This is a genomic window from Mucilaginibacter jinjuensis (assembly GCF_028596025.1).
Taxonomy (GTDB): Bacteria; Bacteroidota; Bacteroidia; order Sphingobacteriales; family Sphingobacteriaceae; genus Mucilaginibacter; species Mucilaginibacter jinjuensis.
In genome coordinates, this window is sequence record NZ_CP117167.1 from 4,334,956 (window position 1) to 4,361,083 (window position 26,128).

Consider the following 26,128-nt stretch of genomic DNA (forward strand, 5'->3'; position numbering starts at 1 on the left):
TTAGCTCTCCATCCAAAGCTGCATCAATGAAATTAGCCTGTCAACATCAACCGGTTTGGTGATATAGTCGTTAGCACCGGCCGCAATACATTTGTCGCGGTCGTCTTTCATTGCTTTTGCAGTAAGCGCTATTACGGGTAATTTGGCCCATTTGTTTTGCTTTCTTATCTGGCGCATCGCTTCGTAACCATCCATCACCGGCATCATAATGTCCATAAGCACAATATCAACCTGTGGTAATTCTTCCAGCTTTTTAAGCGCTTCTTCCCCATCATTTGCTATCTCTACTTCCAGATCGTATGATTGCAAGGCACTGCTCAATGCAAATATGTTACGCATATCATCATCAACCAGCAATACCTTACGGCCTTTGAGCATCGCTTTGCTACCAGTTACCTGGCGAGGTTTGGCGGCAGGAGCAGCGGCTTGCGGTGTAGCAGTATTTAATTTATGTAGAAACAGGTTTACCTCGTCAATCAGCCTGTCTGATGATTTGCTGGTTTTAACCACCATAGCATTGGCATACTGCATTAAACGGCTCACCGAGTTTTTATCCAGCTCCATAGCCGTGTTAATAATTACAGGCAGCGAAGCAAAACGCTCTAAAGCCTTAATCTTATCCAGTAAATCCAAGCCAGAAATATCGGGCAGGTTTAAATCGAGCACAACACATTGGTATTCATTTTCCTCCAGCATTTTAAATGCCTGCTCGCCGGTATAAGCTTGCGCTACGGCAATACCTTGTTTTTGCATTAAATCCCGCAGGGCATCGCTTTGTGCTTCATGGTCCTCAACCAGTAATATCTGTTTTACACCAGTGCTGCTCTGCTCTATAATATCGCTGAACAGTTTGTTTAATGCTTCGGTATTTACCGGCTTTTTCATGAAACTGATAGCACCTTCGCTTTTCACACGTTTAGCCGCAGCTTCACCTGCCGACATCATGTGTACCGGGATATTTTTAGTCTCCGGATTAGCCTTTAACTCTTTTAATATTTCCCAGCCATCTTTGCCAGGCAGCATAATATCAAGCAATACGGCATCTGGCTTATTTTCGGCAATAATTTCAGCCGCGTTAGTTCCTTCATTTACCAATACTGCCTGGTAGCCGTATTCTGCAGCATAGTTTTGGAGTATTTCCGCAAAGTTACGGTCGTCTTCCACAATCACTACCAAAGGCTGGCGATTAGGATCATCAAAAAGCACCTTAGCCAGTTTTGGCATTTCGGCAGTAGCGGTGAAGTTTTGTACAGTAGGTACTTCTTCTTCAATAGCAACATGCGGTGTAACTGCGCCATTTACAGGCAGGTTAAAGGTAAACTCACTGCCCTTACCCGGCTCGCTAAACAAGGTTATTGAACCGCCCAGTAAAGCAGCCAGTTCGCGGCTGATTGATAAACCTAAACCTGTACCTCCATATTTGCGACTGGTTGACCCGTCCTCTTGTTGAAACGCCTCAAAAATCAGTTTTTGTTTATCCGGCTGTATGCCTATACCCGAATCTTTAATACTCAAAGCAATAGTATCGGCAATTGCACCCGGCATTGCTTTGATGCTGATCTCGCCATTTTCTGGCGTAAATTTAAACGCGTTCGAGAGCAGGTTTTTAAGTATCTGTTCCACCCTTACTTTATCGGCAACAATAAAGTCGGGCACGTCGCCTATCAGTGTTGTAAAGTTTATCTTTTTATTACCCGCAACTTCGGCAAACAACATTTGCATATCGCCAACTATACCTTCTACTGAGGTACGCTCGTTTTGGATCTCAATTTTGCCCGATTCAATTTTAGCCAGATCGAGGATATCGTTAATCAGCGTCAGCAAATCGTTACCAGCATTAAATATTACGCTTGCATATTTAATCTGGTCGTCCGACAGGTTCTCTGCCTTATTATCTTTCAATATTCGCGCAAGCACCAAAATACTATTTAATGGCGTACGAAGCTCGTGGCTCATGTTAGCCAAAAACTCAGATTTGTAACGACCAGTGGTTTCCAGCTGATGTACTTTCTCGCTGATATCTTTGCGTGCCTCTTCAACCGCCTGGTTCTTTTCTTCCAGTAAACTGGCTTTTTCTTCCAGTTCAGCATTGATGGTACGGAGCTCTTCCTGTTGTACGCGCAGCTCTTCTTCTGATGCCTGCAGCATTTCGGTTTTGCTCAGCAGCTCTTCGTTGGTAACACGCATTTCTTCCTGCTGTGCTTCCAGTTCTTCGGCCTGTTGCTGGGTTTCTTCGAACAGATCCTGCATAATGGTGCGGGCACGGGCAGTATTAATAGCCACGCCAATATCATTAGCTACGGATAATATATAATCTTTAACGGCTTCGTGAATGGTATCCTGGTAAGCAATTTCCATTACACCGATCAATCGTTTATCGAAGAATAATGGCACGATAAATATCTCAGCTAATTCCTGACTGATGATCGACGTTTCCAGCTCCAATTTCTGATTTAGACTGCCTTTAATAGTAGCCGCTTTTTCATCCTTAGCAACCTGACCTAACCAGCTTTCTGATAATTTGATGGTTTTCTTAATAGCGCTCAGATCATGGAAAGCGTACCAGGCATTCAGCTTTAACAGTTCCTGTTTATCATCATACAGATATAATGTACCTGTTATTGCTTTAGTGTAATTACAAACTTCGGCCAAAACATTTTGGGTCAGTTCAACTTCGCTTTGCTGACCTTGCATTTTTTCGTTCAGGATACCTGAACCGGTTAGCTGCCAGTTTTTAGCCCTGTTTTCGCCTAAAACTTTTTCAAGTTCATTGTTGGAGCTTTTGATCTCGTCCTCAATCAGCTTTTGTTTCTTAAACGTACCCAGGATGTAATACAACATACCCAGGATGATAAAGAAGAACACTGTTGAACCACCAACAATAGTAACAATGGTTAATTGAACAGCATCTTCTGTTGATGCCTTTCGCTCATTTAGCGAATGTTGTTCTCGGGCATTGATCCGGTTGATCGTATTACGGATATCATCCATAATTTGCTTCCCGTTAAGCAGCATTCCACGCTTAACCATTTCATCCAGGCCAATTTTGTCGCGGTTATCTACGTTTGATTTAAGCAGATCTAATTGCTTGTATACCAAAATAGCAAGTGCGTTAATATCGGCAGTTTGCGCCTGGTCGGTTTGTTCGAGATCTTTTATTTTACTTAGATCATCATTAAGCTGTGGCAAAGCCGAATTATAGGGATCCAGAAAAACAGGCTTACCTGTTGCCACAAAACCACGCATACCCGTTTCGGCATCAATTAACAATTGGAGGATATGGTCTGAACTGTTAATCAGCTTTTGGCTGTATTCCATTTCGGTTTGGTTTTCCTGCAATTGCTTAATGCTTTTGTATGAAAACAAACCAACAAACAGAACCAAAAAAATAGACAGACCGAAGCCGATGAATACCTGCTGGCGGAAGGATAGTTTAATCATTGATTAAGTAAGGATGTAATAAAGTACTAATATAGCAAAGTGTTGCTAACTAAATAATTACTACATGAAGTAAAAGAGTGTGTTACAACTTTTGGTACTGAACATTTTTATCGCGGCCTTTACTGCCAACAATAGCAGCAATAGCACCTAAAAACAATACCCACCAACCCCATTTAAATTTAATTAAGCGACTTAAGCTAGCCGAGATTCCTTTAAACGGTATAAAGCTAAAGGCGGTGTTTACCTTCATAATGGCGGCTATTAACAGCAATACCATCAGTACAAAGGATGTCCATGCGGTGGCTTTAACAATGCCGTTTGCTTTGGCTATCAGCGCAATTAAACCGGCAATGGCTATCACCAGTACGATGATGCCATAGGGTTTATTTAAATCGTAAATGTTCCAGTTAAATAAGTGGAGCGGGCGTAACAATGGGCAAAATGTACCGGCAATAATGGCTACAAAACCAGCGAATGATAAAAAAGAGCGGGGTAACATCTTAATTATTTAATGATTTCCATTTTTTCGGCAAAGTGGGCACAATAGTCGCGCAGGTCTTCCACAATGTTGGTTTCGCCCGTTGCACGTAAAAAACTATCGCCCATGGTTTGCAGGGTTTCGTAGAAAAAGCGTTTCATCTCATCAACCGGCATATCTTTAGTCCACAGGTCAATGCGTAGCGTGTTTTTATAGTTATTGTCCCACAGCGCCAACATCATTGATTTTACGGGTAGCGCCTCTTTGTTTTCGGCATCTGTTGATTCCCAGGTAATGTTTTCCGGAACGTTATGATCGTCTAATTCGATAGTCAGTTTAATTTCAGCAGTCTTCATTAAAGTATTTTACTTCTTAAGTATTAAAAATAATATTGTGGTCAAAGTTATAAAGCTAAGCTCCACAATCCACAATTTTTTGGTCTCGGAAAAGAAATTGCGGAAAATTATATCCAGAAATGACACAACAAAGGCAAACAGCAAAAATATAAGCGCAATGGTATTAGTAAAGTGAGCATAAACCCCACCCGTAACACTGCCGCCGCCATATATAAAAACATAACCTGCCAGCAGGATAAAAAATGCCGTACAGAAATTTAACGGCGTAAGTCTCAGTTTCATTTACTTATTTTCTTTTTGGCTTGTAGTATTTCTTTTTAGATGCATCTTTCAGCTTTTTGATGTAAGCTTTCTTAGCATCTGCCCCTTCTTTGGTGTTAGATAGCTTCTTTTCGTGGAAAGCCCCTTTAAAATCAGGGTTCTCCTTGCGTTTCTGCATATCTATCTCTTTCGCCTGCGCCTGGCGCTCGTCATAACCTGGCTGCTCCACAAAAACATCTGCAGGTAACTCATTAACCAAAATGGTTTGTTTAATAAGGCGCTGCACCTTTTTCATGTAATAATCTTCGGAAGGCGTGCAAAAAGTGATAGCCTCACCCAAATTATATGCACGACCAGTACGGCCAATGCGGTGCACATAATCTTCGATAACCACAGGTACATCGAAGTTAATTACGTGGCTTACATTACTTACGTCGATACCACGCGCAGCCACATCGGTAGCCACCAGTATTTTCACCTCGTCATTCTTAAACGCGTTGATGGAGTTAATGCGGGTATTTTGCCCTTTATTAGCGTGCAAAACCTTTACTTCTTTCTCGCTGAACTTGCGCACCAAAAACTTATACACATCCTCTGCCGAAACCCGGGTTTTACAGAAAATGATCATTTTCTGAATATTTTCGGTATGGTCTAACAGGTATCTCAACAGGTTAATCTTTGTCTTAACACCCGGCACCATATAGATGCTTTGCTCAACCGTAGTTGCCGGAGTTGCCTGCGGCGTAACTTCAATAACAGTAGGAAACTCAAGGAAATTACCTGCTAGTGATTGGATCTTATCAGACATAGTAGCCGAAAACAACAGGTTCTGGCGTTTACGTGGCACTACCTCCAGTATCCGATTGATCTGTGGCATAAAGCCCATATCCATCATCTTATCGGCTTCATCGAGTACCAAAAACTTGAATCCAGCAGTAATAATATGCCCTGCCAAATACAGATCCATAAAACGGCCGGGTGTGGCTACGATAATATCTACACCTTTTTTTAGCGCTTCAATTTGCGGTTTGGGGCCAAGGCCTCCGTATAAAATAACCGTACGCAGGTCGGTGTACTTGGCATAAGCCTTTACATTCTCTTCTATCTGCATAGCCAGTTCGCGCGTTGGTGCAATAATTAATGCCCTTGCGTGCTCACCCTGTGCATATTTAAGCTTCATGATAATGGGCAGCACATAGGCCGCGGTTTTACCCGTACCGGTTTGCGCAATACCCAAAACATCCTGACCGTTTAACAACGGCGGGATCGCTTTTTCCTGAATAGGCGTAGCCTCGGTGTAACCGGCATCGGCAATTGCATTCAATATCTGCCGGTTAAAATCAAAATCTTCAAAAACTACAGCCATGCGGCAAAGATAAGGTTCTTTCGATAGAGACAAGAATCAAGATACAAGAACCAAGATAAATCGCGCCATGTTATAAAAAGCAATACATCAACCTTGCAAAATCTTGTCTCCTGTTTCTTGTCTCTTGACTCTCATACAACTATCTTTGTCCCTATGTCATCAATCCTTATTAAAGCAGCCACAATAGTTAACGAGAACAAACAATTTACAGCCGACCTTTTAATTAAAGACGGCCTGATTGAACGTATTGACGGAACAATTGATGTAAAAGCCGACCAGGAAATCAATGCGGAAGGCTTGCATTTATTCCCGGGATGTATTGATGACCAGGTGCATTTTCGCGAACCGGGCTTAACCCATAAAGGCGAAATTTATACCGAATCGCGCGCGGCTGTGGCTGGTGGTATTACTTCTTTTATGGAGATGCCGAATACAGTGCCGAATACTTTAACGCAGGAATTACTGGAGCAGAAATACCAAATTGGCGCACAAAAATCATTAGCTAACTACTCATTTTTTATGGGGGCATCTAATGACAATCTTGATGAAGTTTTAAAAACCGATGCCAGCCAGGTATGTGGCATTAAAGTTTTCATGGGTTCATCAACAGGTAATATGTTGGTTGATAACCCTAAAACATTGGAGCATCTGTTTGCCGAATCGCCCATGCTGATTGCTACGCATTGCGAAGATGAAGCTACCATTAAAGCTAACCTGGAGCATTACAAGCAACTGGTAGGTGAGCAAAACCTGACCATAAAATTTCATCCTAAAATTCGTAGTGAAGAAGCTTGTTACTTGTCATCATCAATGGCCGTGGCATTGGCTAAGAAGCATAATACGCGTTTGCACATCCTGCATATTTCTACCGAGAAAGAAACGCACTTGTTCAGCAATGCCATCCCACTGAGCGAAAAACGGATTACTGCAGAAGCTTGTATCCATCACCTCTGGTTTAGCGATGCTGATTACGAAACCAAAGGCAATCTCATTAAATGGAACCCAGCTGTTAAAACTGCTACAGACCGCGAAGGTATTTTGAAAGCTGTTTTAGATGGCCGCATTGATGTAATTGCTACAGATCACGCCCCTCATACTGCCGAAGAAAAGGCGCAACCTTATATGCAGGCACCATCTGGCGGCCCGCTGGTACAACATGCATTGCCTGCCATGCTGGAGCTTTATCACCAGGGTAAAATTACCTTAGAGCAAATTGCCGAAAAGATGGCCCATAACGTGGCTACCCTATTCAGAATTGAAAAACGTGGATTTATCCGCGAAGGTTACTGGGCAGATATAGCATTGGTAAACCTGAATAACCCGTGGACGGTTACTAAAGACAACATTTTATATAAATGTAACTGGAGCCCCTTTGAAGGCACTACTTTTAAATCAAAAATTGCACACACTATTGTGTCTGGCAAGCTGGCTTATCACAACGGGCAACTGGTTGAAGTTGGCTCTGGTTCGCGTTTAAGTTTCAGGCAATAATTTTCGGCTAAACGTATCTTTCTTGTGATACAGTTTTAAGTTATAACCAATAATTATAACTTAGTGCTATATGTTAAACCGCCGCAAGTTTATAACGCTTACTGCTGCAAGCGCCTATCTTACTACCCTCACTGATAAAGTTTTAGCTCAAAGTACAGAACCTTTAAAGTCGACCTTACCGGTAGTAATTTCTACCTGGGACTTTGGCGTCGCTGCCAACCAGGCGGCATGGGGTGTATTGAAAAAAGGCGGCCGTGCCTTAGATGCCGTTGAAGCCGGTGCCCGCATCCCCGAAGCCGATATGAAAAACCACAGTGTTGGCCGAGCCGGGTACCCCGACCGCGATGGACATGTTACCCTTGATGCCTGTATTATGGATGAGCAGGGCAATTGCGGATCGGTAGCGGCGATGGAAAACATAGCCCACCCTATCTCTGTAGCACGTATGGTGATGGAAAAAACCCCACACGTAATGCTGGCCGGTGATGGTGCTACGCAATTTGCTATTGAACACGGGTTCAAAAAAGAAACATTATTAACCCCTGAATCTGAAAAGGCCTGGAAAGAGTGGTTGAAAACCGCCAAATATGCACCGGTAATTAACAGCGAAAACAAAGATTATAAGCTCGGGAATAAATATAACCACGATACCATTGGTATGCTGGCGTTGGATAGCAAAGGCAATATCTCTGGGGCATGTACCACCAGCGGCATGGCCTGGAAACTGCATGGCCGCGTAGGCGACAGCCCCATCATTGGCGCAGGTTTATATGTGGATAACGAAGTTGGTGGCGCCACATCAACAGGTGTGGGCGAAGAGGTAATTCGTAACGTAGGGAGCTTTTTGGTGGTTGAACTGATGCGTCAGGGCCATTCTCCGCAGCAAGCTTGTGAGGAAGCCGTAAAACGGATCATCAAAAAAAAACCGGAGACTGCTAAACAGATCCAGGTTGGCTTTCTGGCCCTCAACAAAAAAGGTGAATATGGCGCATTCGCCATTCAGGAAGGATTCTCTTACGCGGTTTGTAATACCGAAAAACAAGACACACTGATTAAGGGCGAGAGTTTTTACAAATAAGCTGTGTATATTAGTACAACTATTTAGCTCCATCCTCTTATGTATCAACCCGTAACGCTCGAAGTATGCGCTAACTCTGTCACGTCTGCAATAGCCGCCCAGCAAGGCGGAGCCGTTAGAATAGAACTTTGTGAAAACCTGAACGAAGCCGGTACTACCCCATCATACGGACAAATAATTTTAACCCGAAGGCTTTTAGAAATTAAAGTTTATACGCTCATCCGCCCTCGTGGAGGCGATTTTCTGTATACCGATTACGAGTTTGAAATTATGCTGGCCGACATTAACAACTGCATTAACGCAGGTTGCGACGGTGTGGTAATTGGTATGCTGAAGAAAGACGGCAGCATAGATAAAGACCGGAGCGGCATATTAGCCGACCTTGCCCGCAAACATGGCCTGGGGGTTACCTTTCACCGCGCCTTTGATATTTGTTCTGACTATTACCAGGCACTGGAAGATATCATCGATATTGGGTGCGAACGCATCCTTACATCTGGCGGTAAAACTACAGCCATGGAAGGTGCAGGCACAATTGCCCATTTGGTTGAAAAAGCAGCAGGCCGCATCAGTATTATGGCGGGCAGCGGCATTAACGAGAACAATGTGGGCGACCTGGTTCGTTTTACCGGTATTAATGAGATCCATACCTCGGCCAAAGTACGTAATCAAAGCCGCATGGATTACCATAATGAACACATTATGATGGGCAACCGCTATCATGATTTGTATACTTTTGAAAGTACCGATATTGAGCGGGTAAAAGAGATATTGGCGAAAGCAAATGGGCAATGATTAATCTCTTTAGGCTTTGTCATTTCGACGATAGGAGAAATCTTTTATGCTTTGTAAGTATCAGCCTTTGTCATTCAGAGCGATAGCGAAGAATCTTCTTCACCTTGCATTGCCGCTTTACAAAGCAGAAGATTTCTCCTATCGTCGAAATGACAAAATATGTTTTTAAAAAACATCCTAAAATATTGTCAACGGCACCACCAACTCAATTCTGTTAGGCCCGTGGCTGCCCAAATCTTCATCCAGCAAGTGCGTATACCTTAAACCAAATGTAATTGGTGCCTGGTTAAACCATTGCGTATCAAAAAACACCTCCATACCTGTAGATCTGAAATTGCCTTTATACGGCGAACCATCGGTGTAAAAATCCTGTCCCTTGGTATAATCGAAAAACAGGTTGCCCCGGATCCTTAAAAAGTAAATAAAGTTGGCAATACCTGCATCGGGATACGCAATCGGGAAATGATAGTTCACGCCAACCTTGTCCATTTTGTACAGGTTATAAACGGTATAGCCACGGGAGAATGGAAAATCATTAGAGAAATCGATCACCGTATTCTGGCTGCGTTGCTGATGCGCCAGAGCTACCACGAAGTTGTGACTATTAGCTAAACCAGGGAAGTAAAAATTACCCGTTGCTAGAAACTGATAGTTATCGGCATTAATAACCCCTTTCTTAAAATTCAGGGTTACAGCCTGCGCCAGGTGCGGATAAATTTGCTGCACAGCCTGCTGCATACTATTGCTAAAGGTAATACTGTTATTGAGGTATACAAATGATTGATCGGCAAACCTGTCGCGATAGGCGGACTGGAAATTAACCGTATTGTAATAAGCCGAGCTACCGATACTTAAATATGTACTATGCTGCCCCGAACTAAAGTTAAAAGGTACAGATGCACCGGCGTGGATCTGCGCTTCGTTCCAGTAAATGCTTTCGCCGCGGTAGTAACCTTTACGGTCGAAGGTATAATCGGCACCTGCCGAAACATAAGGGAACCAGCCACCATACACAGCATCGTATCCAAATTGCTTGTACCCTTCGTTACGGTTATAGGTACCTGATAAGGCCGATTGGAAAGTATTCAACACATTCTCACCTGATAATGAAAGTGTGTAGTTAGGATCTTCAAAATCGGGCAGCAAACTGTGAAAATTAAAAAAGTTATGCAGTTTATTATACTTACTTACTTTGAAGGGCTGCGTTTCTACCTTTGCTAATAAATCAGCAGCCGAATCTTTTTTCAGTGCCGTAATGTTATAATCAGAAAGCACACGCTTTGTATACGTTTCATCAACAGGCTGCCATTGCAGGCTTTGTTTATCGGCCTGATGTAATTGATAACCATAGGCGCTAAAACTTACCCAAGCTAGTTTATTACCTGCTACAGATGGCTCGTAATTGCCAATGCCATACTTCAGCGTATCACTTTGTAGTTGATACAGTTTTTTGTCGGGGATGGATACGGCATACAGGCGATCATTCATCCCCGTTGTTGCTGTAAAGTAAACTGTATCTTTTTGTACGGCAATAAAGCCTACAGGTGCAATATCATAAGCCAGTAAATTATCAATACTACCGGTTTTAATATCAATAGTGGCAACCGTCATTTTTCCCTGCGGGTTGCGGATACCTGAAATGATCTTATCCGATCCATAGAATTTAGGATAGGTATAGAATACGCCATTTTTAGCCGGAACCTCGGCAATCAACCTACCATTCTCTGCATCCAGGATATGCAGTTTGCTTTTACCCGATGGATCAACCTGGACGGCTACGATTGTTTTGCCATCATCGCTAAATGATGGAGAGAAATATTTAGATCTCGAAGTCAGTTTCTTTTGCTCCCCAGTGATTACATCAATTACTTTTAGTTCGTTATAGTTGCGGTATCCCCAACGCAGATCGGGGCGATAGGAGGCGTAAACTATCTTGCCATCATGATAACTGAAATGCCTGTCAAGTGACAGATCCTTCGCCCTGATCTGTTTTTCTTTATTCCCGGTACGGATCACAAAGGCCGGGATCTTTTTGTACGAACTTTTTACATAGATCACCGTGCTGTCGTTCACTACGGCCGGATACTCGTTATCGGCAATAAAATGCTGGTTCTTTTTATATTTCGGGCCAACTACTTTCTCGGCTGGGGTAGCAATTTGTTTCTTGAAATACCCCAAAGCATCATTTCTGAACTGCGGGTAGCTCAGTCCAGAGTATCTTTTCACACTATGCTCAAACGGATAAAACAAGTTATGGTAAGCGGCAGCATCGTGCGTTACATTGCGCCAAAACATCGGCCCATACTTTTCGCGGCCATAAGCGTTCATCATATAGCCCAAAGGGTACCAGTCTGGCACATAATCGCGGTACGATCCGTTGCGCAGCTTCATCCAGCTGTAATCCTTATTAGCATCCCACAAACCGTGGAAACCGTTAAAGAAGTAAGGCAACCTGCCCCTGCCCTGCTCGCTCACATGGGTTTCGTTAAAAACGGCATCGCCCTCAAAAAACCAATCGGGTACAGCAATCTCGTTCCCTAATAGCTGACCGCTTTCGCCAAAAATAACGTGCAGTACTTTCGATAAACCTACATTGAAGTTATTATATTGCTGTACATGCCGAAACTCGTGAATAGCCAACTGATCAGACCAGGTTAAGCTGCCTAGCTCAAAACTATTTTGATCGGGGGTCAAATAAAATTCACTTTTAAAGGGAGCCAGCATCACAAAGCCATTAGAAATAATGGTTTGGTTTTGCATTAATATGTTCACCTGCTTTTGCTTGGTGCCTATGGTTGGTTTTACTGCGCCATTCATTTGCGATATGATACTGGCCACACGCAAGCCTACAGAATCTAACCCATTTGGGAAAATAACACGAGCAGCCGGCGTATTAACCTGTCGCCAGTTAATAGATGGTGGGTTACCGCCAAACTCCTGGGCTTTTGCGCCTAAAGTGCAAACAGACAGTACACAACAAAACAGAACTCTTTTAGGGGAAAGCAGCTTAAACATTATTGTGAATGTAAGTAAATTGTCTGAATCAGAATTTACAGAATTTAAGAATTAACGGAATGTTTTGAATTAAATTCTGTCCATTCTAAAATCCTGTAAATTCTGATCAAGGCAATATACACTAACATGACAGTGCATACAACAAATCTCGCTACATTTGCCATTCGTATAAGAAGTATAATAACATGGCTAAAGTTTCTATAAACCTGGCAACAGGTTCATTGCAAAAAGAAGATATTATTGTAGGTATTGATTTGGGTACTACCAATTCGCTGGTGGCTTTTATTAATCCTGATAAGCAACCCTTGGTAATTAATGATGCCGGTAAGGGTGTGTTGGTGCCTTCGGTAATTCACTTTGGGCAAACGGGCGATATTACCGTTGGAAACGAGGCTAAAGAATACTTAACTACCGACCCTACAAATACCATTTTTTCAGTGAAACGCCTTTTAGGTCGTTCATACAAAGACATTGAAAATTACCAGGATTTTTTCTCGTACAAAGTTATTGACGACGACACCGAAAGCCTGGTGAAAATTAAAGTTGGCGATAAATTTTATACGCCGATTGAGCTTTCATCACTGATATTAAAAGAGCTGAAGGAGCGTGCCGAACATGCATTAAAAACCCCTGTAACCCGTGCAGTAATTACCGTACCTGCTTATTTTAATGATTCGCAACGCCAGGCAACACGCGATGCAGGTAAACTGGCTGGATTGGACGTGTTACGTATTGTGAACGAACCTACTGCGGCAAGTTTAGCTTATGGCATCGGCTTAAACCCCGAAGAAACTAAAACTGTTGCCGTTTATGATTTAGGCGGTGGTACTTTCGATGTATCTATCCTGCAAATTCAGAACGGTATTTTCGAAGTGCTATCAACCAATGGTAACACATTTTTAGGTGGTGACGATTTTGACCGTGCCATTGCCGATTACTGGATTGCTGAAAATAAAATTGACAAATCCACGCTTGATAATAACAGCGAACTGGTTCAACAGATTCGCTTAAAGGCTGAAGAAGCTAAAAAATCATTCGCACACCAAAGTATTTTTAATGAAAAGATCGGCGATATCTGGTGTACTATTGATCGTGCTAAATTCGAAGAATTAATTTCGGCCAAAGTAACTGAAACTATTGATGCCTGCCGCAATGCCTTGAAAGATGCCAGTTTAACAGTTACCGATATTGATGAAGTGATTATGGTTGGCGGCTCAACCCGCACAGCATTGGTTAAACAAAAGGTAGCAGAGTTTTTCGGCAGACCGGTACACGATGATGTAAACCCTGATGAAGTAGTTGCCCTTGGCGCTGCTTTACAAGCCGATATTTTAGCAGGTAACCGCAGCGATATTTTATTGCTTGATGTTACGCCACTATCTCTTGGTATTGAAACGATGGGTGGTTTAATGGATGTGATAGTGCCGCGTAATTCTAAAGTGCCTACCAAAGCAGGCAGACAATATACCACTTCGGTTGATGGACAAGTGAACATGAAGATCACCGTTTACCAGGGCGAGCGTGATTTAGTAAAAGAGAACCGCAAACTGGCCGAATTTGATTTGAAAGGTATCCCTGCTATGCCTGCCGGTTTCCCTAAAGTAGATATTAACTTTTTGCTGAATGCCGATGGTATCCTGAAAGTACAGGCCATCGAATTACGATCTGGCACTAAGCAGGAAGTTGAAGTTAAACCAACCTACGGTATTACCGACGATCAGGTTGAGCAAATGTTGATTGACAGCATTACCCACGCCAAAGACGATGTAGCCCAACGTATGCTGATTGAAGCGCGTACAGAAGGCGAACAAATGGTGTACACCGCCAATCGTTTTATCGAGAAAAATAGAGAGTATCTTTCTATCGCAGAGATCACCCAAACAGTTGAACATATTAAAGCCTTACAGGAAGCCCTAAGCGGCGGCGATAAAGATGCTATTCACCAAAAACTGGATGAATTGAACGATTATACCCGCCCGTTTGCCGAGCGTGTAATGGATGTAGCCATAAGCCACGCCATGAAGGGCAAGGCGATAGAGTAATTTGCAATAAAATATTAACCGTAGAGCCACAATACTTTGTGGCTTTTTTTATTTGTAGATATTTTCCGTAGAGACACAATATTTTGTGCCTTTAGCTTTACAAATCCTCTCCTATTTTCATGTCCAATATCAGAGACACAAAGTATTGTGTCTCTACGGGGCAAAAATATTTTGTATTTCTCTTGCACCGATGATTTATAACTAATAACTTAGTTTTAAATCATCGAAATATGAAAATCCTAAATCTTATCATTATTTGCTGCCTGTTTACAACTATTACCTTCGCGCAGCAAAAAGACCCTAAAACCGATTCATTACTGGTTGAATATTACCAAACCCAGCGCTTTGCAGAGGCAGCTGATTACCTGAAGAAAATATATCCTGAACCTGTCCAAAACCCCAAGATCATCTCGCAACTGGCTTATACATCAAACATGGCTGGCCGGTTGCCCGATGCCGAGGGTTATTACCAGCGTTTATATGATGTGGACTCTACCAGCCAGTCTACATTGTTTAGCATGGCAGGTATTAATATGCGTAGGGGCAATAACACAAAAGCAGCTTCATTTTATAAACGCATTTTAAAGATAGATAGCACTAATTTTAATGTATACAAGCAACTGGCGCTGATATCACAAAGTGATGTGGTGGCCGAACTTGGCTACTTACAAAAGGCTAATCATTTGAACCCACAAGATGCCAATATTGCCGTCGACCTATCAACCCTACTCATCCAGTTTAAACAGGAAGCTACCGCCGAAAAAGTTATAGATCAGGCCTTACAGGCAGACACCGCTAATCTTTTATTATTGAAAGGCAAGGCGCAAGTAAGCTACACGCTCAAAAAATTCGTTCAAACTATTAATATATGCAGTAAACTGCTTGCTAATGACGACCGTTCATCACAAACCATCAGTTACAAGGGCATTTCAGAATTTAACCTTAAAAATTATAGCGATTGCATTAAAACCTTCCACATGCTGGATACTACACAAGCACAAAATGAATCGTCTTATTACTACCTGGGGATGAGCTACAAGGCATTAAAGCAGGATACTAAAGCCATATTCTATTTACAACGGGCTATTGAGCAGGCTATCTCCCCTAATACAGATACTTATTACAGCGAGATTGCAGACTCATACGACAGGTTACATTTGCCTAAGAAAGCACTGGCAGCTTACCAGCGGGGCTTAATTTTCGGCGAAAAACCAATCGTATATTATGCGATGGCTTCGATATACGACAGCAATTTGAAAGATACTATGAATGCTGTAAAATATTACAAGAAATATCTTTCGGTTAAACCCCCAGTTGAGAAACAGCAATCATACATCGATTTTACTACCCGGCGTATTGTAGATTTAAAACGTTAGCGCTGCATTAAGCGGGCTACGTATTTACCGATAATATCAAACTCGAGGTTTACCGTATCTCCGGCCTTAACGCTATGTAAATTGGTGTGCTCGTGGGTGTAAGGAATGATAGCCACCGAGAAACCATGCGCAGTGGAATTAACCACGGTTAGGCTGATCCCATTTACGCAGATAGAGCCTTTCTCTACAGTAACATTACCAACAGCAGGGTCATAATCAAAAGTGTACATCCAGCTGCCGTCCATATCTTCAACCAAGGTACAGGTGGCAGTCTGGTCTACGTGGCCTTGCACAATGTGACCATCCAGGCGGGCATTCATTTGCATACAGCGTTCCAGGTTTACCACATCACCGGTTTTAAGGCTGCCCAGGTTAGTTTTATTCAGGGTTTCTTCAATGGCTGTAACGGTGTGCAAACCATCGGCCAAAGCAACAACAGTTAAACATACTCCATTGTGCGCAACCGATTGGTCGATCTTCAATTCTGTAGAAATGGTTGATTGTACAGTAATATGCAGGTTACCCTGATCGTGTCGCAGATCAGTTATTTTGCCTAAATTTTCAATGATTCCGGTAAACATAATAGATGCCCTCCTGGGTAGATTTTATTTGCTGCAAAACTAAATATAATCAGGTTAGTTTATCAATTTCGTTAGCACAGATCAATCACTAATTTGTCATTTCGACGACAGGAGAAATCTTCTACGATAAATCAAGTAAGCAAGCATGTTAAGAAGATATCTCGCTATCGCTCGATATGACAAAGTTTTATAAGTAAACAAAAAAATTATGCCCAAGCAAAGTGCCGGAATATTAGTTTATAAATACATCAACAACGAGCTACTGGTTTTCCTTGTTCATCCTGGCGGGCCGTTTTGGGCTAAGAAAGACGGCGGTGCATGGTCGGTACCAAAAGGAGAATACCTGGATGATGAAGACCCGCTCTCAGCCGCCAAACGCGAGTTTCATGAAGAAACCGGGCAAACCATTGACGGCGAATTTATTCAGCTAAGCACCATTAAACTAAAAAGCGGCAAAGTAATACACTGCTGGGCTGTTGAAGGCGATGTTGATGCAGATAACATTGTAAGTAACATCTTCCCTATTGAATGGCCTTATAAATCGGGCAAGTTTATTGATATACCAGAGGTTGATAAAGGCGGGTGGTTTGATGTAGAAACTGCTAAAGAAAAGATTAATGTTGCACAAATTGCATTATTGGAAGAGTTAGTACAGTTACGAAAACCTTAATTTTATCAATAAAATTCAACTCCAATGGAAACCCCAGTACTTACTGTTATAGATATTCTGCAGCAAACAAAAGACATTACTACTTATTCAAATTTCCCGCTTGCTTTTGTTAATGATCACGTAGTGAGAGTTGGCATTATGACGGAATCGTTTTACTGGCACCTGCACCCTAACTCTGATGAAAGCTTTCTGGTTATGGAAGGATCAATATTTATTGATCTGGATGATAAAACGATAGAGCTGTTCCCCGGTCAATTATTCACCATACCTAAAAATGTAAAGCATCGTACCCGGCCTAACGGCGGTCGGTCGGTTAATTTGACGTTTGAGAGTAAGGATATGGAGACTGTAAGAATGGAATAGGTATTGAACTACCTTTAATCCACGTAGAAGTTATTATGAATGGGTGTACTTAAATCAATGTCAGCCCCGCTCAATCGCCGCGGGTTGGGCTGTTACTTTTGGCTTGATCCAAAAGTAACCAATACTTAGCGTAGCGATTTCATGAACACCTTTAAAAAACAATTAATGTGTGAATAACATCAAGACGCAAAAAAGCTCCACCGCACAATTCCGACCCTCGGCCCCGCTTTTGCGTCCGGGCCACCGCTCGCTAAGTTTATAACCAGCTTGTTGGTATAGCCGAATCAACCACTACCTTAACATAACCTCTCCTCGGGCAGCATTGGCAATGTTGCGGCAACCACAGGCACTGCTTAACCACTATACATTGTAGTAACAGGGCCCGGCTGCGAGCTTTCTTTTGGTGACTTTTCTTTGGCGGTCAAAGAAAAGTTACATCCACTGACGATTCATATACTTCTCTACCATTCCTAATGAAAAACGGATTTCTGCGTTATGAAAGTCTGTGCTGATTGGTCTGAGATTGCTTCGTACAATGACGGGTTCGTAGAAAACCTATCCTCTCCTATTCTTAACCCAATCACTCTGCTCCCCGTTATTGGCAACGGTATTTGGTGCTGATGATTTATTGCTTAAAAGCTTCTCCATTACTAAAGAAGCAATAAAAGCCTCATCATCTTTATGTACATCTAAAACTTCGGGCGTAAAGTATTTTTTAACGAAGTGCGTATCAAATTGGCCAGAAGTAAAAGCCTCATGCTGCATTACAAATTTACCGAAACCAAGCGTAGTCTTTATCCCGGTAATCTCATACTCATCAATGGCACGGATCATGCGTTCTATGGCTTCTTCGCGATTAGCACCGTAAGTAATGAGTTTGGCAATCATCGGGTCGTAATAGATCGGTATTTCCATGCCTTGCTCAAAACCATCATCTACACGCACACCGGGGCCCTTTGGCGTACGGTAGGTTTGCAGGGTGCCTATATCGGGTAAAAAATTATTGGCTGGGTCTTCGGCATAAACACGCAGTTCCATGGCGTGGCCGATAATCTTCAGGTCTTCCTGCTTAAAGCAGAGGGCTTCGCCGCGGGCAATTTTAATTTGTTCTTTTACCAGGTCGAGGCCGGTAATGAGTTCGCTAACCGGGTGTTCCACCTGTAAGCGGGTATTCATCTCGAGGAAATAAAAGTTCAGATCATCATCCAGAATAAACTCTACGGTACCTGCCCCTGTATAATTAACAGACCGTGCCACATCAACCGCACAACGGCCCATTTCAGCGCGGATAGCTTCAGTTAATATAAATGAAGGCGCTTCTTCAACTACTTTTTGGTGGCGGCGCTGTACCGAGCAATCGCGCTCGAAGAGGTGTACAATATTACCATGTGTATCGCCTAAAACCTGGATCTCGATATGCCTTGGCGACGACACATAACGTTCTATAAATACCGACCCATCGCCAAAAGCCGAAGTAGCTTCTGATACGGCCAGTTGCATTTGTTCTTCAAAATCATCGGCTTGTTCTACAATGCGCATACCCTTACCGCCACCACCTGCGGCAGCCTTAATCAGGATTGGGAAACCAACTTCAATGGCACGCAGTTTGGCTTCAGACACATCGGTAATGGCTTCTTCGGTACCTGGCACCATCGGGATATTATATTTCATGGCAGCCGCTTTAGCCGAAAGCTTGTTACCCATAATTTCCATAGCCTCTGGCGATGGACCGATCAAAGTCAAACCTGCCTCGCGTACCATTGCCGCAAATACAGGGTTCTCTGAAAGGAAACCATAACCGGGGTGAATAGCCGTAGCACCTGTTTGCTTACATGCTTCAATAATTTTTTCGCCAACCAGGTACGATTGGTTTGCCGGGGCTTCGCCGATAAAAACGGCTTCATCCGCATAACGCACGTGCAAAGCAGTACGATCAGTCGCCGAATAAACAGCCACAGTTTTAATCCCCATTTCGCGTGCAGAACGCATTACCCTGATGGCAATTTCGCCACGGTTAGCTACCAGAATTTTTTGCATGATGGTTTCAAAGTTAAGAGAAGAGAGTTAAGAAACAAGAGGCGTGGAAGAGAATCAAGAGACAAGAATCAAGAACCAAGACTTTCTTTATCGAATGTCGTACTGAGCTCCGTCGAAGTATGGTGCAGAGGGCCGACGCTTATGCTTCGAGTGCCTCAGCATGACAGCGCTCTTTTTATACGTGTTATAGCATCAACTGAAACAACTTTAAATCCAGCCACTCGCCAAACTTATACCCCACCTGCTTAAAGTGAGCTACTTCGGTAAACCCTAAAGAAAGATGCAGTTTAATACTGGCCTCGATCGAAGAATCGATACCGGCAATGAGTGTGTGTAAGCCGTTTTGGCGGGCAATATTAATTAGTTCAAGAACCAATGCTTTGCCTATGCCCTTGCCGCGATGTTTGAATATGATGTAAACAGAATGCTCGGCGGTATAACGATAACCTGAACCTGTTCTGAAAGGCCCGTAACTGGCAAAACCGGCAAACTCGTTATCAAACTCAGCTATGATTACGGGATAACCGGCTTCAACCCGGTCATTATACCATTGAAGCCGCATATCAGGCGTGTGGGGCACATCCTGATATACGGCTGTTGTATTTATTAAGGCGTCATTAAAAACATCGAGGATGTCGGCAAGATCGGCTTCGGTAGCCTGTCTTATTAATAATGCCATGGTTTAACATTTTATCGTCCGTTATTTGGCGGAGTACCAGCCGGAGGGGTTCCTTGTGGCGGCGTACCCTGCGGAGGAGCGCCAGCTGGCGGGCCCATACGTTTAGGTGCCGGTGCGTCAACAACTTCTGGATGCTCTTTACCCTGGTGGCAGGTATAGCAGTTAACACCGGTATACATAATCATACCTGTTGAATCTTTACCTGCTTTAAAATATTTTTTGTTGATGGTTGCTGTCATTTTAAACATTTCGCGGGCCATTTCCTTTTCTGGTTTGGCATCGCTGGCAAAATCCATCTTTTTGGTTTCCGGGTTTGGTGCATGGCAAAAACCGCAACGTACACCCAGCGAATGCGACCACTCGCCCATAATATGATCTAACTGCTCGTGAGAGATATTCTTGGGCAGTACTTTTAAATTTTTTGCTTTCATCTCCGGTTGTGGGCCGGGCTGCATAGCTGTCATAGCAGATAATACTACCACAGTCGATAACCCTAAGGTTACTAAAAGTTTCTTGTTAATCAGGATCATAAAATGTTTATCAGTTGAAACATCTAAATTAGTGAATGATTGTCACATTACATTAATATGACAATATAATATTTTCATTACAATATTGTTTTAAACGTTACGTACCAAATCTTCACTTAGTTGCCACAGGCGCTCACGGGCAGGTACATATTTTGCGGCCGAAGAAATTTTGGCCGGCTTTTTCTTTTTAAAGTATTGTCCGCTTAAGCTTTCTATCCCAGGTTCTGTAGCCAGGTAAATGCTTGTTTGCGCCCCTTCTTCTGCAGTAATCATAAACGGCCGGGCAAGCATCATCAACAAACTCCCTAAACCCGACAAGCTTCCACCAAAACCAGTATTCACCAGCCCCGGGTGCAAAGCATAAGCAGTAATACCCTGCGCCCCAAAATGATCTACCAGCGATTTAGTAAAATAAATATTGAGCAGTTTAGCCAAAGCATAAGCTTTAAACGCACTATATTCTTTATGCTCAAATTGCATATCATTAATCCATTCGGTTTTTGCAGGTTTGTGGGCTTCAGAGCTTACATTAATAACCCTGCCCTTGCCATTCAGCAATAAAGGCATCAGGCTCAATGTCAATAAAAAATGCCCAAGGTGGTTAGTAGCGAAAGTTTGTTCAAGACCATCTGCTGTATGTTGAAATTCATCGAAAATACCACCAGCGTTATTAATCAATACATTTATAGTGGTTAGCCGTTCGTTAATCTGGGTTGCTGCTTTGCGTACGCTCTGCATATCGGCCAGGTTGCATAAAACAACGTGGATGTCCTGATTACCTGTTTGCCCTACAATATCCTGTTTAAGCTGCTCCCCTCTGGTACCATCGCGCACCAATAGATATAGTGTATGATCTTTTTTGGCAAGGGCTATGGCAGTTTCTTTACCAATGCCAGAGGTTGCTCCGGTAATTAAGGTAATTTTATGAGACATCGTATCGGCTTTATATAAGTACTAATACACCGAATATTTGTTTTGGTTTAAACTACATTAAAAGCATTATTTCAGATGAGCTATTTATCATCTTCCAAAATATTTTTCTGAATTATTTGCACAATTACGAAAAGTTCGTAGATTTACGAAAACATCGTAACAAATGGAAAAATTATCACAACAGGAAGAAGAAGCCATGCAAGCCTTATGGCAAAACGGCGGAGGTTTTATTAAAGACTTGTTAGATATGATGGACGAGCCCAAACCACCTTATACCACCCTGGCATCGACCGTAAAAAACCTGGAACGCAAGGGTTTTGTGGAAGGACAGAAGCTGGGCAACAGCTTTAAATATACACCGATAATTAAAGAAGAAGATTACAAAAAACGTTTTATGAGTGGCTTTGTAAGCGATTACTTTAAAAACTCGTACAAAGAGCTGGTTACCTTTTTTGCCAAAGACAAAAAAATAAGCGCCGACGAGCTGCAAGAGATCATTAACCTTATTGAAAATCAAAAAAAATAACCGGCCATGCCTGCATTATTAATATACCTGCTTAAAGTAAACATTGCTTTACTCATATTTTGCCTGGGTTATTACACTGTACTTAGGCGGCTTACTTTTTATACCTTAAACCGTGTTTATTTAATACTGGCTATTGTTTTTTGCAGCCTCTACCCTGCCATTAATTTTACCGGTGTTGTACAAAAGCACCAGCAACTGGCTAAACCTTTGCAGGTGATTATTATAGACCTCGGCACACGTGCCCAAAATATTAGCAAACCAATTATGCAGACTGATTATTGGCAATGGGTAATTATATTGTTTTGGCTTGGTGTTGGGCTGATGACCATCAGGCTCATTATCCAGTTCTTCTCCTTATATAATTTATACCGCCGCTCTAAACCTGGAATGGTGAACCAGCAACAAGTGCGGCTGATGAATCACAACAGCAACCCTTTCTCGTTTTGGCAGCATATTTATATTAACCCTGAACTGCATTCGAAAGCCGAACTGAGTTCCATTATCGCACACGAGCAAGTGCACGTAAAGCAATGGCATACGCTTGATATATTACTTGCCGAACTGAGCCTTATTTTTTATTGGTTTAACCCGGGTGTATGGATGATGAAAAAAGCCATTAGCGAAAACCTGGAGTTTATTACCGACCGTAAAATTTTACAGCAGGGTACCGATGCTAAAAGTTATCAATATAGCTTGCTTTATACCTGCGTAAATACCACTTCTAATGCTATGGTTAATCACTTCAACATATCAACCATTAAAAAACGGATTATGATGATGAACTCAAAAAAATCTGCAACTTACAATATAACCCGGTATACTTTTATCGTACCTACAGTACTGCTATTATTACTGGCCTTTGGTACATCAAAAGCAGCATTAGTTGATAAGGGCGTGAATGCTGTTAAGAAGGTTGGCCGGCAAGCAATCACGATGATTAATTTGGTAACAACGAATGCCAAAGCCGACACGAATAAAAAAAATACTGTATCGACTAACAACGCTGAATTAACCAAAATAAAAAAGGATATAGATACAGCCAAAACAAAACCGGATGTACCTGTTTTACTTAAACTTAAGCAAACAGGTTTAATCGATAGCCTTGATTATTACATTGATGGCAAACTTGCCAATGCCGATAAATACAAAAGCCTTAATGCTGATGACATATTAAGTACTGATGTTTTGGAACCCAAAGCTAACGGTAAAGCTACTATAGCTGTAATTACTAAAAACAACCCAAATATCGCGCTTGTAAAGGAAATGCAGGCGACCCAAGAACAACGTAAGAAAGCAGTTATGATTAAGGTTATAGATGCGACAGTTCCAATTAATGGAAATGGTAATATTACTTATGCAGACAAGCCGATAACCGTTGATATTAAAGGCAAAGGTGATGAAAAATTTACGCAAATGAAGTCGGACTTCTTTGTTGTTAACACAGATACCTCGATGCGCTTTAGACCTGATACCAAAAAATTTTATAACAGTAATTTTAATTATAGCCCTTTAGCACCGGTTGAAGCTGGCATCAGCAATGGAATTAATATGACCATTAACCCTAACCGGGGCGTTTATCCATTAATTATGATAGACAATAAGGAAGTTAGTAAGGAAGAGTTCCAGGCCTACCCTTCTAATAAAATAGATCATGTTATGATTTTAAAAGATGGCGATGCTACCAAACTTTACGGCGATAAAGCGAAAGAAGGAGTAGTATTAATTACTTCTAAAGACGCTAAAAAACAATAAGAATTTCTTTCAATCAATTTGCACAATTAGCTGGCTTCGGCCAGCTTTTCGTGTTCTAAAATGTGGAGCAGGGCTTTCTCAGCATTGTTTAATTCTGATGCTTTAGTGTCTTTATTCTCATCCAGATCATCGATGTATTTAAACAGTGTACCCGCCTCATAGCTTTTTATAATGGTTGGGTGCACGTAGTACTTTTTACAAACGGTACGGGTGTTGCCGAGGTTTAGTGCTACCTCATCCAGTACACTGATGATCTTTTTCCGGCACTCCGACTGGTTATTAAACTCACCGGCTTCTTTAAAGGCATATAAGCTGCTCACACTACCCGCCCAGGTACGGAAATCTTTAGCAGTAAAGTCTTCCCCTGTGATATTTTTAAGGTAAGTATTTACATCGCCCGAGCCTACCGAACAGCGGCTGCCATCCTCATTATAATATTGAAAAAGTTCTTTACCAGGTATATCGCGGCATTGCTTAACCAAGCGGGCTAGCTTTTTACTGTGCAGGTCTATTTTGTGAAACACACCTTTTTTGCCTTTGAATTCAAACTTCATATCCGAACCGTCAATTTTCACATGCCTGTCTTGCAATGTTGTTAAGCCGAACGAACCATAAAGCTTTTTATATGATTCATTACCTACGCGGATACTGGTTAATTCCATCAACCTTACAATCAGCGCTACCACTTTATCATGATCGAGGTTACGGCGTGTCAAATCTTTATCCACATGCTCACGAATGGCTGGTAAATGTGCAGCAAAGGCTTGTAAGCGATGATACTTAGACTGGTTACGGATCTGGTTCCAACCGGCATGGTAACGGTATTGCTTGCGCCCCGCGGCATCAACACCTGTAAACTGTAGATGACTGTTTTCGAACGGCGAGATCCATACATTGGTATAAGCAGGCGGGATCACCATTTTGGTGAAACGCTGCACCAGTTCTTTATCTTTTACCAGTTTACCCTCCGAATCATAAAAACTGAAACCTTTACCCGATTTTTTGCGGGTATATCCGGGTGTGCTGTCGGATACATAACGCAAGCCGATAGCTCTGGCGGTGATCTTAGGATCGCGGCCAATTTTTTCAAGTTTTTTTACGAGGCGGTTCATAGTGTGGTAGATGATATGGATAGCAAAACAATAATGTTGCCAGTATTTTTATATTGATGTATTAGCCCTCTTAAGACACAAAACAGGGTAACAAACGGCACATACTGCATTTATTTCAGTTATGGGTGATACATAAATTACGCTCCTCTGACCATTTATGTAAACAATATTTAACACGGATATGCTTAAGTTTGAAATACAAAAACCAACGAAAACATGAAATATAATTATCTGGGCCATACCGGCCTTTTGGTATCCGAACTTTGTTTCGGCACCATGACTTTTGGCGGCGGCAATGGCGGCATTTGGGAAGCTATCGGTAAAGTACAGCAAGATGGCGTTAACGATTTGATGAAAACTGTGGTTGATGGCGGCATTAACTTCATAGATACAGCCAATGTGTATTCATTTGGTGAATCTGAAACATTGTTAGGCCAATCGATCATCGACCTGGGCCTTAACCGCGATGAATTGGTAATTGCCACCAAAGTACGCGGCAAAATGGGCGAATCGGTAAACAATGTAGGTTTATCACGCTACCATATCTTTCAGTCGGTTGATGCCAGCTTGAAGCGTTTGCAATTAGACCATATCGATATATTGTACGTACACGGTGTAGACCCTAAAACCCCGGTTGAAGAAACCATGCGTGCCCTAAACGATATTGTATTAACTGGCAAGGTACGCTACATAGCTGTTTGTAACTGGCCCGCCTGGATGGTGATGAAAGCCCAGGGTATAGCCGATAAGCAAGGCTGGAACAAATTTGTGGGTATGCAGTACTATTACTCGGTAGCGAGCCGCGATATTGAGCGTGAGATACTGCCGGTTGCTGCCGACCAAAACTTGGGCATAATGCCATGGAGCCCGCTAGCAGGTGGTTTCCTATCTGGCAAGTACACCCGCAATAACCAAACTTCGGATGGCTCACGCAGGGATACGTTCGATTTCCCTCCGCTGAATAAAGACAAAGCTTATGACATTATTGATGTAATTACCGAAATTGGTCACCAATATAATGTATCCGCAGCCCAGGTAGCATTAGCATGGGTACGTTTGCAAAAAGGCGTAACCAGTACTATCATCGGCGCTAAACGTGTCGATCAACTGCTCGACAATATTAATTCAACAGAGATTCAACTTTCAGACTTCGACCTGAAAAAGATTGAAGAAGTAAGCGCCCTATCCAAAGAATACCCAGGATGGATGGTGGAAAGGCAGACGGGAGATCGTTTGTAAGTGGCAG

The 26,128-nt window shown here is 42.4% G+C and carries 22 protein-coding genes; 10 read left to right on the forward strand and 12 right to left on the reverse strand.

What is annotated here, in order from left to right:
* From PQO05_RS18735 to PQO05_RS18755, 5 genes are all read right to left on the reverse strand, one after another.
* The gene (locus PQO05_RS18735) at positions 1–3,441 is read right to left on the reverse strand and encodes a response regulator (RefSeq protein WP_273628968.1); all 3,441 of its coding nucleotides are present in this window, start codon (positions 3,439–3,441) and stop codon (positions 1–3) included.
* Between the two features lie 82 nt (positions 3,442–3,523).
* Positions 3,524–3,940, reverse strand: coding sequence for a hypothetical protein (locus tag PQO05_RS18740; RefSeq protein ID WP_273628969.1), 417 nt, complete (start codon positions 3,938–3,940; stop codon positions 3,524–3,526).
* Positions 3,941–3,945: 5 nt separating this feature from the next.
* Complete coding sequence (gene gldC, locus PQO05_RS18745; protein WP_166584980.1) at positions 3,946–4,275, reverse strand: gliding motility protein GldC; 330 nt, start codon at positions 4,273–4,275, stop codon at positions 3,946–3,948.
* A 9-nt stretch (positions 4,276–4,284) separates the two neighbouring features.
* Positions 4,285–4,557, reverse strand: coding sequence for a hypothetical protein (locus PQO05_RS18750; RefSeq protein WP_273628970.1), 273 nt, complete (start codon positions 4,555–4,557; stop codon positions 4,285–4,287).
* Positions 4,558–4,561: 4 nt separating this feature from the next.
* Positions 4,562–5,902 (reverse strand): DEAD/DEAH box helicase, encoded by a 1,341-nt coding sequence (locus tag PQO05_RS18755; protein WP_273628971.1) that lies wholly within the window; start codon positions 5,900–5,902, stop codon positions 4,562–4,564.
* A gap of 153 nt (positions 5,903–6,055) precedes the next feature.
* Between PQO05_RS18755 and PQO05_RS18760 the strand changes: the two genes are divergently transcribed.
* The 3 genes from PQO05_RS18760 to PQO05_RS18770 all read left to right on the forward strand — a co-directional run bounded on the left by PQO05_RS18760 (position 6,056) and on the right by PQO05_RS18770 (position 9,266).
* A complete protein-coding gene (locus PQO05_RS18760; protein ID WP_273628972.1) occupies positions 6,056–7,393 on the forward strand; it encodes a dihydroorotase in 1,338 nt (445 codons plus the stop codon).
* A 70-nt stretch (positions 7,394–7,463) separates the two neighbouring features.
* A complete protein-coding gene (locus PQO05_RS18765) occupies positions 7,464–8,471 on the forward strand; it encodes a glycosylasparaginase (RefSeq protein ID WP_273628973.1) in 1,008 nt (335 codons plus the stop codon).
* A 39-nt stretch (positions 8,472–8,510) separates the two neighbouring features.
* A complete protein-coding gene (locus PQO05_RS18770; protein WP_273628974.1) occupies positions 8,511–9,266 on the forward strand; it encodes a copper homeostasis protein CutC in 756 nt (251 codons plus the stop codon).
* Between the two features lie 177 nt (positions 9,267–9,443).
* On the opposite strand, the gene PQO05_RS18775 is transcribed toward PQO05_RS18770, so the two are convergent.
* Positions 9,444–12,281, reverse strand: a complete 2,838-nt coding sequence (locus PQO05_RS18775) for a TolB family protein (protein ID WP_273628975.1) — start codon at positions 12,279–12,281, stop codon at positions 9,444–9,446.
* Between the two features lie 185 nt (positions 12,282–12,466).
* On the opposite strand from PQO05_RS18775, the gene hscA reads away from it, so the two are divergent.
* Complete coding sequence (gene hscA / locus PQO05_RS18780; protein WP_273628976.1) at positions 12,467–14,323, forward strand: Fe-S protein assembly chaperone HscA; 1,857 nt, start codon at positions 12,467–12,469, stop codon at positions 14,321–14,323.
* A gap of 230 nt (positions 14,324–14,553) precedes the next feature.
* Positions 14,554–15,699 carry a tetratricopeptide repeat protein gene (locus PQO05_RS18785; RefSeq protein ID WP_273628977.1) on the forward strand — a complete coding sequence of 382 codons (1,146 nt, stop codon included), beginning with the start codon at positions 14,554–14,556 and terminating at the stop codon, positions 15,697–15,699.
* On the opposite strand, the gene PQO05_RS18790 is transcribed toward PQO05_RS18785, so the two are convergent.
* Positions 15,696–16,280, reverse strand: coding sequence for a riboflavin synthase (locus PQO05_RS18790; RefSeq protein WP_273628978.1), 585 nt, complete (start codon positions 16,278–16,280; stop codon positions 15,696–15,698). The two genes, PQO05_RS18785 and PQO05_RS18790, sit on opposite strands and share 4 nt — an antisense overlap.
* Before the next feature lie 208 nt (positions 16,281–16,488).
* Here PQO05_RS18790 and PQO05_RS18795 point away from each other — a divergent pair, with 208 nt between their 5' ends.
* Together PQO05_RS18795 and PQO05_RS18800 are read left to right on the forward strand one after the other, a co-directional pair.
* Positions 16,489–16,950 (forward strand): NUDIX hydrolase, encoded by a 462-nt coding sequence (locus PQO05_RS18795; protein ID WP_273628979.1) that lies wholly within the window; start codon positions 16,489–16,491, stop codon positions 16,948–16,950.
* A gap of 24 nt (positions 16,951–16,974) precedes the next feature.
* On the forward strand, positions 16,975–17,313 hold the full coding sequence (locus PQO05_RS18800) for a cupin domain-containing protein (protein WP_273628980.1): 339 nt from the start codon (positions 16,975–16,977) through the stop codon (positions 17,311–17,313).
* Positions 17,314–17,868: 555 nt separating this feature from the next.
* On the opposite strand, the gene accC is transcribed toward PQO05_RS18800, so the two are convergent.
* From accC to PQO05_RS18820, 4 genes are all read right to left on the reverse strand, one after another.
* Positions 17,869–19,350 (reverse strand): acetyl-CoA carboxylase biotin carboxylase subunit, encoded by a 1,482-nt coding sequence (gene accC / locus PQO05_RS18805; protein ID WP_273628981.1) that lies wholly within the window; start codon positions 19,348–19,350, stop codon positions 17,869–17,871.
* Between the two features lie 184 nt (positions 19,351–19,534).
* Positions 19,535–20,029: a GNAT family N-acetyltransferase gene (locus PQO05_RS18810; protein ID WP_273628982.1), complete on the reverse strand. Its 495-nt coding sequence runs from the start codon at positions 20,027–20,029 to the stop codon at positions 19,535–19,537.
* Positions 20,030–20,040: 11 nt separating this feature from the next.
* Positions 20,041–20,559: a c-type cytochrome gene (locus tag PQO05_RS18815; protein WP_273628983.1), complete on the reverse strand. Its 519-nt coding sequence runs from the start codon at positions 20,557–20,559 to the stop codon at positions 20,041–20,043.
* Between the two features lie 90 nt (positions 20,560–20,649).
* Positions 20,650–21,492: an SDR family NAD(P)-dependent oxidoreductase gene (locus PQO05_RS18820; protein WP_273628984.1), complete on the reverse strand. Its 843-nt coding sequence runs from the start codon at positions 21,490–21,492 to the stop codon at positions 20,650–20,652.
* 163 nt (positions 21,493–21,655) lie between these two features.
* Here PQO05_RS18820 and PQO05_RS18825 point away from each other — a divergent pair, with 163 nt between their 5' ends.
* Positions 21,656–22,018 carry a BlaI/MecI/CopY family transcriptional regulator gene (locus PQO05_RS18825; protein WP_273628985.1) on the forward strand — a complete coding sequence of 121 codons (363 nt, stop codon included), beginning with the start codon at positions 21,656–21,658 and terminating at the stop codon, positions 22,016–22,018.
* A 6-nt stretch (positions 22,019–22,024) separates the two neighbouring features.
* A complete protein-coding gene (locus PQO05_RS18830) occupies positions 22,025–23,770 on the forward strand; it encodes a M56 family metallopeptidase (RefSeq protein WP_273628986.1) in 1,746 nt (581 codons plus the stop codon).
* A gap of 26 nt (positions 23,771–23,796) precedes the next feature.
* On the opposite strand, the gene PQO05_RS18835 is transcribed toward PQO05_RS18830, so the two are convergent.
* Complete coding sequence (locus PQO05_RS18835; RefSeq protein ID WP_273628987.1) at positions 23,797–24,882, reverse strand: DNA topoisomerase IB; 1,086 nt, start codon at positions 24,880–24,882, stop codon at positions 23,797–23,799.
* 216 nt (positions 24,883–25,098) lie between these two features.
* On the opposite strand from PQO05_RS18835, the gene PQO05_RS18840 reads away from it, so the two are divergent.
* Entirely contained in the window at positions 25,099–26,121 is a 1,023-nt protein-coding gene (locus PQO05_RS18840; RefSeq protein WP_273628988.1) for an aldo/keto reductase, read from the forward strand.
* Positions 26,122–26,128 lie beyond the last annotated feature (7 nt).